Annotated in this window: 13 protein-coding genes; 5 read left to right on the top strand and 8 right to left on the bottom strand. The window is 64.7% G+C overall.

What is annotated here, in order from left to right; all coding sequences use genetic code 11:
• Positions 1–141 precede the first annotated feature (141 nt).
• A complete protein-coding gene (locus tag N826_RS01075) occupies positions 142–993 on the top strand; it encodes a BtpA/SgcQ family protein (protein WP_044425470.1) in 852 nt (283 codons plus the stop codon).
• Positions 990–1,310 carry a hypothetical protein gene (locus tag N826_RS01070; protein ID WP_044425469.1) on the top strand — a complete coding sequence of 107 codons (321 nt, stop codon included), beginning with the start codon at positions 990–992 and terminating at the stop codon, positions 1,308–1,310. Before N826_RS01075 ends, N826_RS01070 begins: the two co-directional genes overlap by 4 nt.
• A 43-nt stretch (positions 1,311–1,353) precedes the next feature.
• Here the strand turns inward: N826_RS01070 and N826_RS01065 are convergent, their stop codons facing one another.
• Positions 1,354–1,863, bottom strand: a complete 510-nt coding sequence (locus N826_RS01065; RefSeq protein WP_044425468.1) for a cupin domain-containing protein — start codon at positions 1,861–1,863, stop codon at positions 1,354–1,356.
• A gap of 69 nt (positions 1,864–1,932) precedes the next feature.
• The gene (locus N826_RS01060; protein WP_147040049.1) at positions 1,933–2,406 is read right to left on the bottom strand and encodes a hypothetical protein; all 474 of its coding nucleotides are present in this window, start codon (positions 2,404–2,406) and stop codon (positions 1,933–1,935) included.
• 348 nt (positions 2,407–2,754) lie between these two features.
• On the opposite strand from N826_RS01060, the gene N826_RS01055 reads away from it, so the two are divergent.
• Complete coding sequence (locus N826_RS01055; protein WP_044425466.1) at positions 2,755–3,381, top strand: pyridoxamine 5'-phosphate oxidase family protein; 627 nt, start codon at positions 2,755–2,757, stop codon at positions 3,379–3,381.
• Positions 3,382–3,441: 60 nt separating this feature from the next.
• Positions 3,442–3,888 (top strand): peptide-methionine (R)-S-oxide reductase MsrB, encoded by a 447-nt coding sequence (msrB, locus tag N826_RS01050; RefSeq protein WP_044425465.1) that lies wholly within the window; start codon positions 3,442–3,444, stop codon positions 3,886–3,888.
• Here the strand turns inward: msrB and N826_RS01045 are convergent.
• Both N826_RS01045 and N826_RS01040 read right to left on the bottom strand, forming a co-directional pair.
• A complete protein-coding gene (locus N826_RS01045; protein WP_147040051.1) occupies positions 3,870–4,694 on the bottom strand; it encodes a hypothetical protein in 825 nt (274 codons plus the stop codon). The genes msrB and N826_RS01045 overlap by 19 nt on opposite strands.
• On the bottom strand, positions 4,691–5,002 hold the full coding sequence (locus tag N826_RS01040; protein WP_044425463.1) for a hypothetical protein: 312 nt from the start codon (positions 5,000–5,002) through the stop codon (positions 4,691–4,693). Before N826_RS01040 ends, N826_RS01045 begins: the two co-directional genes overlap by 4 nt.
• 105 nt (positions 5,003–5,107) lie before the next feature.
• Here N826_RS01040 and N826_RS01035 point away from each other — a divergent pair, with 105 nt between their 5' ends.
• Positions 5,108–5,404, top strand: a complete 297-nt coding sequence (locus N826_RS01035) for a hypothetical protein (protein ID WP_044425462.1) — start codon at positions 5,108–5,110, stop codon at positions 5,402–5,404.
• A 22-nt stretch (positions 5,405–5,426) separates the two neighbouring features.
• On the opposite strand, the gene N826_RS01030 is transcribed toward N826_RS01035, so the two are convergent.
• The 4 genes from N826_RS01030 to N826_RS01015 all read right to left on the bottom strand — a co-directional run bounded on the left by N826_RS01030 (position 5,427) and on the right by N826_RS01015 (position 13,694).
• Positions 5,427–6,743: a short-chain fatty acid transporter gene (locus N826_RS01030; RefSeq protein WP_044425461.1), complete on the bottom strand. Its 1,317-nt coding sequence runs from the start codon at positions 6,741–6,743 to the stop codon at positions 5,427–5,429.
• A gap of 126 nt (positions 6,744–6,869) precedes the next feature.
• Positions 6,870–9,134 carry a PAS domain-containing protein gene (locus N826_RS39560; RefSeq protein WP_052830730.1) on the bottom strand — a complete coding sequence of 755 codons (2,265 nt, stop codon included), beginning with the start codon at positions 9,132–9,134 and terminating at the stop codon, positions 6,870–6,872.
• Positions 9,135–9,468: 334 nt separating this feature from the next.
• Positions 9,469–12,579 carry an efflux RND transporter permease subunit gene (locus tag N826_RS01020; protein ID WP_044425460.1) on the bottom strand — a complete coding sequence of 1,037 codons (3,111 nt, stop codon included), beginning with the start codon at positions 12,577–12,579 and terminating at the stop codon, positions 9,469–9,471.
• On the bottom strand, positions 12,576–13,694 hold the full coding sequence (locus N826_RS01015; RefSeq protein ID WP_044425459.1) for an efflux RND transporter periplasmic adaptor subunit: 1,119 nt from the start codon (positions 13,692–13,694) through the stop codon (positions 12,576–12,578). The genes N826_RS01020 and N826_RS01015 overlap by 4 nt, the downstream gene beginning before the upstream one ends.
• Between the last annotated feature and the right edge of the window lie 177 nt (positions 13,695–13,871).

Raw genomic sequence — 13,871 nt, 5'->3', positions numbered from 1 at the left:
GCACCCTGTTTTTTATGTTTGTCTTCACGTTGAAACCTTTCAAAGTTCGGCATCCTGTGCAAGAACGTAAATAGGTTAATGCGATCCGTCGGGGCTCGCCTGATAGGGTCGATCCTGGATCGAGGACGGAGGAACAGGTCGATGGGCACTGGTGTCGCGCGGAACCGCGGGAGCGCCGTCACGGACATCTTCGGCAAGCGGAAGGTGGCGATCGGCGTGATCCATTGCCCGGCTTTGCCCGGTACCCCGGACCATCGCGGCCAGCCTATGAGGGCGATCAGCGACCGGGCTTGCGCCGATGCCGAAGCCTATGTAGCGGGCGGCATCGACGGGTTGATCGTCGAGAACCACGGCGACATCCCCTTCGTGAAACCTGCCGACCTGGGGCCGGAAACCGCGGCATGCATGGCCGTGATCACCGACCGCATCCGGCGGGAGTTCGACGTGCCGCTGGGCATCAACGTGCTGGCCAATGCTCCCGTCCATGCGCTGGCGGTGGCGGTGGCGGGCGGCGCCCGCTTCGTCAGGGTGAACCAGTGGGCCAACGCCTATGTCGCCAACGAAGGACTGATCGAAGGCGAGGCCGGCAAGACCCTGCGCTACCGGGCCTCGCTCGGAGCCGCCGATGTGGCGATCTTCGCCGACAGCCACGTCAAGCACGGTTCCCATTCCATCGTCGCCGACCGGTCGATCCCGGAACTGACCCGGGACCTGGAGTTCTTCCACGCCGACGCCGTCATCGCGACCGGCCAGCGCACGGGAGACGCCGCCGACCCGGATGAGGTCCGCACGATCCGGGACGCGACCAGCTTGCCCGTCCTGATCGGCAGCGGCGTCACCGAAGGCAATGTGGAAAGCCTGCTGGATGTCGCCGAAGGCGTCATCATCGGCAGTTCGTTGAAAGCGGGCGGCGTGTGGTGGAACGCGGTCGAGAAGGAGCGCGTCGCCAGCTTTATGGAACTGGTGCGCGCCGTGCGGGAGCGCCACCGGTGATCAGGAAGGCGGCGGCGCCGATCCTGGCACTGCTTCCGGCGGTGCTTCTGTGCGGCCACGGCGGGCCGGCGCTCGCCGCGACGGCGGGCGAGCGCTGCGACGGCGCACTTGCCCAGTCGCACCGGCTCATGACCGCCGAACCCGTGCTGAAGGAGGAACTTGCGACCGGCGTCATGTGGATGCGGCTGGACGCGGAGACCTTGCGGGCGGCAGGTCGGAACGAGGACTGCGCCGACCTCGCCGAACGGGCGCTCCGGCTGCTTCAATCGTATCGGAACGGGCAGACGGCTCCTTCCCCGGAGCGGGCGGAGAACTGATGCCGGAATAAGTCGACCCACGATGCGGGTCGTCGTTTCCCGGCTATTCGGGACGTTTCCAAAGCTTGGGCAGGGGTCCGTCCTTGCCCGTGACGGGATCGCTGTCGTGAAAGCCGAGCCGCGCTATGCGCTCCATCATCCCATCCGATGGCGCCTCTCTCCTGATGCACCAGTCCTGTCCGGGTGGGTAGGCACCCACGACCAGGAAGTCCGGAGTAGCGGACAGGCGGCAATGCCCGGTGCCGGCGGGAAGCACCGCGACGTCTCCGGCGCCGACCTCGACCTCCCGGCCACCCGGACCGCCGAGCATCAACCGGGCCGAACCGCCGGCAAATCCAAGCACTTCATGGGCGGCGGGATGGTAGTGATGGTATGGGAAAACGCCGTTCCGCCACTGTGCCGGCCAGCCGTTGCGGCCGAACAGCGCTTCGAAGGCGGAGGCCATGGCGTCCTGATCCCGGCCGGTGACGACGCCGCGATAAAGCAGGACCGGGAGAATCGGGTTGTTCGGCACCCAAGCGCTGGAAGGCAACAGAAGGGTTTCCGGTGACATGTCGGTCCTTTCCTTTCACCCCAGCGGACACGGCCGCCGGGTCCACCTTGCAACAGGCGTGCGCGGCCTTTAGCGCCGGTACAGCTGGCTCAGCATCCGGGCAATGCTGTCGCGGATCGCCTGCTCCAGAGCATCCCTCTCCATCAGCACGGGCTCCGGAAAGCCGGCGGTGATCTTCCGCTGGACGCTCGTTTCCTCAGTGGTGCGCCAGACCTCGCTGCCGGTCGCGGCATCGGTCAGAACATAGGTGGCGGCGACGGAGACTTCGGTTTCGAATGGTCCCGGTATGGTCGGCGTCCTCGCGCCGTCGATCCTCATGTCCAGCCGATAGGCAGGCCTGCTTGCCGCCAGCAACCCGCGGCTCGCCAGCGTGTTGATGAGCGCTTCCCGAAGGTCGTTGCGCGAAATCGCACCGACTTCCCCGATTTGTCCGGCGGCACTGCCGTCAAGCGTGATCTCGCCGACCTCGATGCCCTGTTGAAGGGTTCCGTCACGCGGTTGCGGAGGTTCGGCCGGATCGACGGGAACCACCATCTGCGGCATTCGGGGATGTACCTCACCGGACTTCGTCTGACAGGCGGCGAGGATTAAGGCCAGGATAAGAACAAGATAGCGCATGCCGCACTTCCGCACAGCAACTGGGATCTGTCATCCCGTCTTTCGAGGCACCCCGAAATCAAGCTCCATTTCCCGGCCAGGGGCCGAAGCCCGCACCTTTCCGATTTGTGGAAGGCTCAATTTCAGATGCACCACATTATGCGAGGAAATGAAAACCGGTATTCTTCCGGTCAGCCGAGTCCGAGATCGGCCCGCACCCCGGGGGAGATTGCAGTGTCGCGCCTGTCCGAACGCTTCCGCACCTGCCGTTCTCCGACGGATTGGAGATAGATCATGTCATACGGATTTCTCGACATCGCGATAACACCCAGCGTCCGGGCGGCGCAGGCCGAAATGGGCGCCGACCATCTTTGGCGCGATTTTGCCGGCCACCGTGATTTCGATCGCTTCACGGAGAACGAGGCCGCGTTCATAGCGGAGCGCGACAGCTTCTACATGGCGAGCGTTTCCGAAACCGGATGGCCCTATGTCCAGCATCGCGGCGGCCCGCCCGGCTTCCTGAAGCTTATCGACGACCGGACGCTGGCCTTTGCCGATTATCGCGGCAACCGCCAGTACATCAGCGTCGGCAACCTTGCGGCGGACGACAGGGTCTGCCTATTCCTGATGGACTACGGCCGCCGCGCCCGCCTCAAGATCTATGCGCATGTCGAGGTCGTAGCACTGGATGCCGATCCGGCGCTGACCAAGCTCGTCACGATCGCGGGTTACCGGGCGAAGCTCGAACGCATCTTCCGGCTGCGTCTTGAAGCCTTCGACTGGAATTGTCCGCAGCACATCACCCCGCGCTTCACGGAAATGGAAATCGCCGAGGCGATCCGTCCGCTTCGGGAGCGTATCGCGCAGCTGGAAGCCGAGAACGATGAACTACGTGCCGGACCAGAGCATCTCACCAGATAGGCACTATATGAATCGTCGGCGCGGGATGCCGTGCCATCGTGAAACGATGGAGTATCGTGTATGACCGGTTACAAGAAGACCGAGGAAGCCATTGCCGGACTGTCGCCCGAGCAGTTCCGGGTGACTCAGGGCAATGGCACCGAACGGCCGGGAACGGGCGAGTACCTCTACAACAAGGAGCCCGGAATCTACGTCGACATCGTATCGGGCGAGCCGCTGTTCGCGTCCTCGGACAAGTACGAGTCGGGTTGCGGCTGGCCGAGTTTCACCAAGCCGATCGAACCGGCCAACGTCAACGAGTTGCGCGACAGAAGCCATGGCATGATCCGCACCGAAGTCCGCTCGACACACGGTGACAGCCATCTCGGCCATGTCTTCCCCGATGGGCCATCCGATCGTGGCGGCCTCCGCTACTGCATCAATTCCGCCTCGCTGCGGTTCGTGCCACGCACCGACATGGAGAACGAGGGCTACGGCGCCTATCTCGATCAGGTCGAGGATATCTGAGGAGCGGCCGAGACCGCGCAGGTACTCGACTGAACTCTCCGCCGGCAGGGTGTCGCCATGAACCCGATCACGAGCGATGCGGCCGCCATCAGCGGCCAGCCAGGGGGCTCCGGAACCGTCACCGGCCGGCTCTCCAGCGTGACGACGTAGTTCATCGTCGTTTCGATGATCGACGGCACTCCCGGACGGGGCAGGAAGGTGTTGTCCAGCACGCTGATGTCATAGGCTTGTTCGCAGACGATCCCGACACTGTTAGGACACACGACCCGCCGTGCAGTCCGCCGCGTCTCGGACTCTCGACCCTCCTGCGTCAGGACGATCGACAGATCCCAGTCCAGGACGAACCTGATGGGGCCGGACGCCATCCCGCTGATCTGCGTGTTCGGTCCTATGTCGATGAAGGATGCGGCAAAGGGCGGGCCTTCCTGTAATGTCGTCGTCGTGGCGGTCGTCCGCACCTTTCCGCTCATAGTCAACTCGACGGTCCCCGGCCCATCGAGGCCGAGCGCGAAAGGGATCTGAATCCCGCCGAACGCCGACAGGTTCGGACCCGGAAGGGGCTGCGCGATGCCTTCCGGGGCGAAGATCTGCGCCTGCCCTACGCCGCCGCCGGTCGTCGCGACGATCGCGCTTGGTTCCATCAGATATTCGTTGAAGACGACGAAACCGGGAGGAGTGTTCGCAAAGGTGACCGCGATCGTCGGAGCACCGATGACAATCGGGTTCGCGACCGGCACCGCCTGGGCCGAGGCAGATCCGGCGATGATACCCAGCAGGGCCAAACCCATGGGCCGGGGGCGTTTCATGGCGCTTCGCCCCGAAGGACTTGCCGGCGTCCCGCACTCCACGGAAGGCCGATCAGGAGCAGGATCAGGGATAGAACGATGAGGGCTGCGGGCGCCGGCTCGGCAAGATCAAGGGTGGCAGAACCATACAGACCGTCGGAAAACGCCGACAGATTGCTGTTTACGGAGACGTTGAACAGGGGGTTGGCGAAGTCGATGCCCACGACCGGGGTTCCGAAGACCGGCTTGATGAACGGCACCGCCCGGGCGGATGTCGATGCCGCGCAGGCGATGAACAGGACGCCGGTAACGACCTTGAAGGTGTTCATGGGACTTCTCCACATGCGTCCATTCGGAAGCGTAAGCCTCCGGAGTGGCGGGCATCGAACCCAGTATCGGACGATCCGGATGTTTACAGCAAGCGACAGTTCCGTATGCAAATAGCGCGACTGGGAGGCAGCCGCTTCTGGCGCAGCGACGTGACATGGCTCGAAGCATCGGGTGAAGTGGACCCTGCCTCCAGCCAGATGGCCTTGCACCTGACCGGCGCCGGGGAGGAGGACGACGATCTCTACGTGTCGATCAACGGCCAATCTCCGGACGCGGTGTTCATCCTGCAGGCGGAAGAGTGCTGGTGGGTCGTGGTGAATACGGAACACGAGCCCTCTGGCGACGAAGGCGATGCCGATGCGGTCGCGCCCGATCAAGGTGCTCCTGCGGGAGACGGATAAAGCTCAGCCTCCGTCCGTCCCATCACGCCCATAGCAACCCCGCCGAGATCACCGCTCCCGATACGAACAGGACTATCAGGCAGAAGCCCATCACGTCCTTGGCCTTCAATCCCGCGATCGCCAGAGCCGGCAACGCCCAAAAAGGCTGGATCAGGTTGGTCCAGGCATCGCCCCAGGCGACAGCCATGGCTACCCTGTTCAGATCGGCCTTCAGTTCCATGGCGGCCGGCAACATTACCTGCGACTGGACGGCCCACTGGCCGCCGCCAGATGGGATCAGGATATTCAGCAGGCCGGCGCTCCAGAAGGTGAAGAGGGGAAGCGTATCGGCGGTGGAGAACGAGACGAACCATTCGGACAAGCTCTTCGCCAGACCGGATTCCACCATCATCCCCATGATGCCGGCATAGAACGGGAACTGGATGACGATGCCGGCAGCCCCCTTCACGGCCTCCTCCAGGCTGTGCAGGAAACGGTAGGGCGTGCCGTGGAGCAGTATCCCCAGGAAAAGGAAGATGAAATTGACGATGTTCAGGTTCAGCGCCAAGCCCCTGTCGGCCACGTAAAGGCCGATGAACAGCAGCCCGAGCAGCCCGACGGTCCAGGAGATTACGCGGCTCTGCTCCAGCCAGTCGGCCGGACGCGCGATACGGCCGGCGTTCTCCGGTTCCATGTCGACAAGCTTGCCGGGATCGACGTGCACGGGCCGGCCGCCATGGCCCAGCATCAGGCGATTGGTCAGCGGGATCAGGATGAACAGGGCACCGACGATGATCAGGTTATAGCTGCTGAAGATCGTCTGGCTGGTCGGCACGATCCCGATCAGCTTCTCGGTGAAGTGGCCGGGGGTGGCGATGGTCAGTGGAACCGAGCCGGACAGGCCGCCGTGCCAGATCACGAAACCCGAATAGGCGCTGGCGATCAGCAGCCGGTAGTCCACTTGAGGAACCGCGCGGGCGAGCTGCCGGGCGAACAAGGCGCCGATGACGAGGCCGAAGCCCCAGTTGATCCAGCTCGCCGCCAGCGACACCAGTGTGACGATGACGATCGCCTGTCCCGGAGTCTTCGCCAGCCTTGCGATGGCGGAGAGTATCCGCCGGAAGAAGGGCGTGCTGGCCAGCACGAAGCCGGTCACCAGCACCAGCACCATCTGCATGGCGAATTCCAGGAGTTGCCAGAACCCGCTGCCCCAATAGCGGGCCATGGCGAGCGGCGAAGCACCCTCGAACAGGATGCCGGCGGCGTAGACGAGCAGGGTCAGAAGCAATACGAGAACGAAGGGATCGGGCAGATAACGCTCGACCAGGTTTGTCGACCAGTTGGTTAGTGCGCCAAGCATTCAAGTCTCCCCATCGCCTTTTCGATCTTTATGCCGCCGCGTCGATACGGCCGGTCGATACAGTCATTCGTCGGCAATGAACCCTTTGGGGCAGCGGAAGTTCAGGGCGGGGATTGTGTTTTACGATCATGTCTGCCGGGCATCGGCACCGTGCGCCGGCTGTCCAACCTGAGAAGCGGCGTTGTCCGCGATCAGCTTGGTCAGTTCGCGGACAAGCTTGCCTGCTGCGACCGGCTTCGACAGGACCGGTACATCTTCCATGATGCCATCGACATGGTTCAGGTCCTGATAGCCTGTACAGAACAGGAAGGGGATGCCCCGGCCTTTCAGCGCCTCGGCGATCGGATACGCCGGACTTCCGAACAGGTTGATATCGAGCATGGCCGCGTCGGGAAGGCTTGTCCGCAGCAGATCGATCGCCTCACCGACACGCGCCGCCGGACCTATGACGGTGAAACCGGCCTCCTCCAACGTCTGCACGGCAGCCAATGCCGTGATCGCTTCATCCTCCACCACCAGGATGGAGCGGCCGCCGGGAGATGGCAGGCTGTTCGCATCCTCCGGGGCGGGCTCCGCGGGTGCGCCGACCACGCCGCCCACCGTGAAACAGTCCTCCGGGTAGGCCATGGTGCAGCACAAGCCAATGCTGCGCCAGTCGAAGTCGAGCCGCCCGTTCAGCTGACGCCCCACCACCTGCTCGATCATGACCATGCCGAAGCCCCTGCCCTTGGGCGGTTCCACAAGCGCCGGTCCGCCCTCCTCGCGCCAGACCAGGGTGAGTTCCCGCGGATTTTCTCTGAGAGACCATGTGACGGCCAGCCGGCCTCCGTCCGCCGCCAGGGCGCCGTACTTGGCGGCGTTGGTCGCGAGTTCGTGGAGCACCAGTGCCACCGCCTGGGCCGCTTCCGGCCTGAGCGCCACTGCCGGACCTTGGATATCGACGCGGCGCCGCGTGGAGAACGCCGCCAGTTCACGAGTGATCAGTTCGCCGAGCATAACGCCCGACCAGCGGCTGGCCGAAAGCAGCGAATGGACCCGCGCCATGGCGTTGATACGGCCTTCAACCGCTTCCGCAAAGGTGGCCGGATCGTCGGCGCGGGACAGGTACAGGATCGATTGGACAACCGCCAGGGCGTTCTTGGCCCGATGGTCCACCTCCCGCATCAGCAGGTGCAGCCGCTCCTCGGCCTCTCTCATGGCCTGGATGTCGGTACAGGTGCCTACCCACCGCTCTATATTGCCGTCATCGTTCCGTTGCGGTATCGCACGGCCCAGGAACCAGCGCCAGGCGCCGTCGGAACGCCGGAACCTGTACTCCGCCTCGTATATCGTTCCGGATCGCACGGCGCGGTCCCAAAGACAGGCAGCTCGATCCCTGTCCTCGGGGTGGGCCACGGCATGCCAGCCGGTGCCGAGCAAGTCCTCCGCTCTCAAACCGCAGTATTCCTGAAACCGTGGATTGGTGTAGATATTCTCGCCAGCCGAGTTGGTTACGAACAACAGGGCGGGCATCGATTCCGCCAGCGTGCGGAACTGTGCCTCGCTCCGCGCCAGGGCCGCGTCGCCCGCCACTGCCCGGGCGTGAAGGCGCGACAGGTTGTCCAGCGTCCGGCGGCTCGTCGCTGCGCTGAGCAGTGCCCCGATCAGGACGACCGCCAGGACGGCGCCGCTCGCGACCGCCCCCCAGACCGCATACTCGCCGAAGCGCGCCGGTGCTCCGACCAGCAACGCCGGCGCCATGACGGCCACGCGCCATCCCGGTGCGATGGCCGCGGCCACGGCGATGCGGTAATCCGTGCCATCGGGCATGCTGACCGTGCCGGTCATGGTCCCCGCCCCCGGCAGCGGGTCCGCCAAAGGCGTGCCGATTGGCTTTCCCACCGTGGTTTCCGCATCCGACGAGTGCCCGGCGACGATACCGTTCGCGTCGACGACCAAGGCGGTCCAGCCGGCCGGCAGCTTTTGTTCGCGGAGTACCCGTGAGAAAAGCGTTGGCGCAGCCGGAGCAACCAGGGTGTATCGGACAAGGCCATTGCGAAAGACAGGGACGCGGAATGCCGCCCCAAGCGTACCGTTGGCACCGGGAGCGAGGTTTCCGACGGCAGGACGGCCGCTTTCGAAAACAGTGCGCACGCTGTCCAGATCGCGCACGGGAGGAATCGGCTGTTCAGGTCCCAGGCGCTCGTTGAAGACCTGCCGGCTGTCGTCCGTAACGATGATGTTCAGCCAATGGGGATGCCGGTCGATCAAACGCCGGGCCTCGATCCGGAAGGAGGTCCAGTTTCCCGAATCGAGGGAGGATGAGGCTGCCAACCCTTCGAGACGTCCGGTTTCCTGCCCGACATACAGGCTGATTGCCATCTCGGCGGCGACTGCGCTCTGTTCGAGCATCTCCTCAATAGCGGTCGTCCTCTCGACGCTGAGCACTCTCAGGAACGCGGCCCCGAGAAGTATGAGCGGAAGAAGACCGGCGACTATGACAAGCCTGAGAGGAAGACGGCTCAATGCTGTGTGCAATACGTCCCCCGGTTTTTCGTCTTCAGGCAAAGCTTTGGGGGGCAGCCTGTCTCCGTGGCCATTCAAGGCTTCTGCGCTCCTGCAATGGAGATTTCCAGCGGCACCTTATCCTGCCGCCGATGGAAAAGCGATCCTGCCGTTGTACCGGCGGCAGCACCTCAACCCCAGGCTTTGTGGCACGATGCAGAGAGTTATAGGTTGATCCAAATCACTCGGCAGGCTGATGTTTGGTTTGCCGAAGCTCCCGTAGCTGACCGCTCAGCTCTTCCGCCACCGCATTGGCGGGGCGGGTGAAGCGGGCCAGCAGATCGTAGAGCACGGGCGTCACGAACAGCGTCAGCAGCGAGGCGACGCTCAGCCCTCCGATGATGACGGTGCCGATGGCGACACGGCTTTCGGCGCCGGCGCCGCTTGCCAGTATCAGCGGCACCGATCCCAGGACCGTCGAGAGGACGGTCATCAGGATCGGCCGGAAGCGCAGGGCCGAGCCTTCGGTGATCGCTTGCCGGATGTCCATCCCCTCCGCCCGGAGCTGATTGGCGAACTCGACGATCAGGATGCCGTTCTTGGCCATCAGGCCGATCAGCAGGACCATCCCGACCTGGCTGTAGATGTTGAGCGACAGCCCCGCCAGCGCCAGTGCGCCAAGAGCGCCGGCAAGCCCCAGCGGCACCGACAGCATGATGATCAGCGGATGGATGAAGCTTTCGAACTGGGCGGCCAGCACCAGGAAGACGATCAGCAGTGCGATCCCGAAGGTGATGGCGATCCCGCTCGACGTCTCCAGGAACTGCTGGCTCTGGCCGGTGTAGCTGAGGCGTCCTTCGGGCGGCAGTTCCTCTTCCGCTATCGCGTTGATGTAGTCTATCGCCGAACCCAGGTCGTAGCCGTCGGCCAGCGAGGCCGAAACGGTGATCGACGGCAGCCGGTCGTAGCGCAGCAGTTCGGGAGGCGCCGCCAGTTCGTCCAGCGTTACCAGCGCGTTGAGCGGCACCAGCGCGCCGTCCTCGCCGGAGCGGACGAAGATGTTGGTCAGGTCGGCGGGAGTTTGCCGGTCGGTGTCGCGGGCCTGGAGGATGACCGGATAGACCCTGCCCCTGTTGATGAAGTCGGTCACCTCGCGCGATGCCAGCATCGTCTGGAGCGTGCCGCCGATCTGCTCGATCCCGATTTCCAGGTCGTCGGCCTTGCGCCGGTCGATCCGCACGTTGAACTGTGGCCGGGTCGCTTCGAAGTCGGTTTCGACGTTCTGAAGTCCTGGATTGTCCGCCGCGCGTTCGACGATCCGGTCGGCCCATTCCTGGATGACTTCGTAGTCCTGCCCGCCGATCACGACCTGGAGCGGCGCGCTGCTGCCCCGCTGGCCGAGAGCCGCCGGATTGACGGGAAAGGCGCGGACGCCGGGGATGCCGGCGATATCGGGGATGATCGAGTTGACGATCTCCCGCTGACTGCGATCCCGTTCGTCCCAATCCGATAGGCCGACGACGACGAAGCCCCGGCCCGGCTGGTTGCGGAAACCCACGATCGCGAACACGCGCTCCGCCTCCCCGGAAGCTCGGAGCGGGGCCAGGACGTCCTCGATGCGGGCAACGTTGGCGTCGGTGTAGCCGGCGGTGGCGCCTTCGGGAGAGGTCACCGGAATGAAGAAGACACCCCGGTCCTCGGTCGGTGTCAGCTCACGCGGCAGGATATCGTACAGAAAGACCGTGCCGGCGGAGATCACGCCGGCGACCGCCAGCACGACGACCGGCGCCCGGATCGCACGGTCGAGCAGGCGGCGATAGCCGTTGGCCATGCCGTTGAAGGCACTCTCCAGCGACCGCCCGATCCTCCCCGGTTTCTCGGTGCCGCGCAGCAGCTTGGAGCACAGCATCGCGCAGAGCGACAGCGCCACGAAGGTCGAGATCGCGACGGCCGCCGCCATGACCAGCCCGAATTCCGCGAAGAGGCGGCCGACCTGCCCTTCCAGCGTGGAGATCGGCACGAACACCGCGATCAGGGTCAGCGAGGTCGCGATCACCGCGAATGTCACCTGCCGGGTGCCCAGGAAGGCCGCGGCCAGCGGCTTTTCACCAGCCTCGACCCGGCGCTGGATGTTCTCCAGCACCACGATGGCGTCGTCCACCACCAGCCCGATGGCGAGCAGCAATGCCAGCAGGGTCAGGATGTTGATCGAGAAGCCGAAGGCATAGATGAAGGCCAGCGTACCGATCACGGCGACCGGGATGGTGACGGCGGGCACGATCGTCGCCCGCACGGAGTGCAGGAACAGGAAGATCACCGCGACGACCAGCAGCACCGACATGCCGAGCGCTACCACCACCTCCTCGATGGATTTGGAGATGAACAAGGCGTCGTCGGAGCTGACCATGATCGACATGCCTTCCGGCAGCGTCGGCCTCAGCGCCTCCAGTTCCGCACGGACTTGATTGCTGACTTCGATGGTATTGGCCTGCGACTGCCGCAGGACGCCGAGGCCGACGGCGGCTTCGCCGTTGGACCTGACGATCGAGTTGTCGTCCTCAACTCCCAGTTCGACCTCCGCCAGATCGCCAAGGCGGATGGGATAGTTGGCGGCCTGGGCCACCACGATGTCGCGGAACTCCTCCGGGCTGGTCAGCCGGGTATCGGTGCGCACCGTGAATTGCCGGGAGATCGATTCCAGTTCGCCCGCCGGCAGTTCCACGTTGTTGCGCCGGAGCGCCGCCTCGACATCCGCTACCGTCAAGTTCCGGGCAGCGAGGGCTTCGCGGTTCAGCCAGATCCGGATAGCATAGCGCCGTTCGCCGAAAATCTCGACCTGCGCCACGCCATTCAGGACGGACAAGCGGTCGACGATGAAGCGGCTGGCATAGTCGTTGATGTCGGCTGGCGTCATGCGGTCGCTGGTGACCGCGATCCGCAGGATCGGCTGGGCGTCGCTGTCTGTCTTGACGATCTCGGGCGTATCCGCCTCGTCCGGCAGATCGACCAGGACACGGCCGACCGCGTCGCGGACGTCGTTGGCGGCCTGATCTATGTCGCGCGACGTGACGAACTCCACCACGATCCGGCCGCGCCCCAGCCTGCTTGAGGATCGGATGCTGCGAATGCCGTCCACACCGCTGATGGCGCCTTCCAGAACCTCGATGACTTCGGTGTCGATGATCTCGGGTGCTGCGCCTTCATAGGTCGTCGTGACGGTGACAACGGCGGTATCGACGTCGGGAAGCTCACGGACCGGCAGCCGCAGCAGGGCCGCGATGCCGATCACCACGATCAACGCGCTGAGGACGATGGCGAGGACCGGACGCCTGATGCTGAAGTCGGAGATCATGGCGCCCGCTCCGCCACGTTCCTCTGGGAAGGTGGATTGCCGGGCGGCTCCGACAGGCGGACGGGAGCGCCGGAGCGCAGCCGTTGCAGCCCGGCCGTCACCACGCGGTCGCCGGCGGCCAAGCCTTCCACCACCTCGACCTCGCCGACGCGGCGCTGGCCGATGCGAATTTCGATCCGCTCGGCTTTCGGTTCAGCCGGGGTGCCTGCGATCCGGTAGACGAAGGTGGTGCGGCCCTCCGCCATGACGGATTCCTCAGGTATCAGGACGGCGTCCGGCCGGGTCGTCAGGGTGATGCGGGCCAGCATGAACAGGCCACCGGGCAGGCCGGCGTCGGAATTGGGCAGCTCCGCACGCACCCGGAACGACCGGGACACGGCATCGATCCTGGTGTCGATGGCCGCAACCTGCCCGGCAAACACGGTATCGGGGAAAGCGGTGCTGGTCGCCTTGACCGTCTGGCCCAAGCGGATCGCGCCGAAGAACCGTTCCGGCACCTGAAACTCCAGTTCGATCACGGACAAGTCGTCGAGCCGGGTCAGGACGGTGGTATCGGTGATGCGGGCGCCGACATCGCCCTCCCGCAGTCCGACCACGCCGCTGAAGGGGGCGTTGGTGGTGCGGTCCCGCAAGCGCTGCCGTTCGGCCGCGACGCGCGCTTCCGCAGCCAGGAATGCCGCTTCCAGCTCATCGACGCGCGCCTCGGACACGGCCCGGCTGGTGACGAGCTGCCGCGCCCGCTCCAGCTGCACGCGGATATCCGCCAGTTCCGCTTCCGCCCCGGCCAGATTGGCCTCCTGGATGCCGCGATCAAGCCTGACAAGCGGCTGGCCCTGCTCGACCCGCTGTCCGGTCTCGAACAGGATTTCGTCGATCCGGCCGCTGGCATCGGCGATCACGTCGATCGACTGGATGGGCCGGGTCGTGCCGACCGCCTCGATCACTTCCGCGATCTCACCCAGCCGCGCTTCGGCTACCTCCACTTTTACCGCCGATGGGGAGGATCGGGCTTCGGTCGCTCCTCCCTCCTCCTGGGATGAGGCGAAGAACCACCACATAGCTCCGGCGGCGGCAATAAGCGCCACGACGATGACGATCTGGCGAACCATGGTCATTGAGCGGCTCGAAGCATAGGCGATATCCCGAAGACGTTGGCGCAACGCCATTAAGCTTGCCGCCGGACGCCTCGAAACAAGGGCAAATCGGCAGGAACGAGCATAAGGGAACCGTACCGCCGCTATCAGGTTCTGTAATCGTCGCGGAGAATCTCGAAGGCTCTACTTGCAGTCTTC

It is taken from the genome of Skermanella aerolata KACC 11604, assembly GCF_000936425.1.
In the GTDB taxonomy this organism is placed as follows: Bacteria; Pseudomonadota; Alphaproteobacteria; order Azospirillales; family Azospirillaceae; genus Skermanella; species Skermanella aerolata.
Note: the sequence above shows the minus strand (reverse complement) of the source record. Positions and strands in the feature narration are given on the sequence as shown.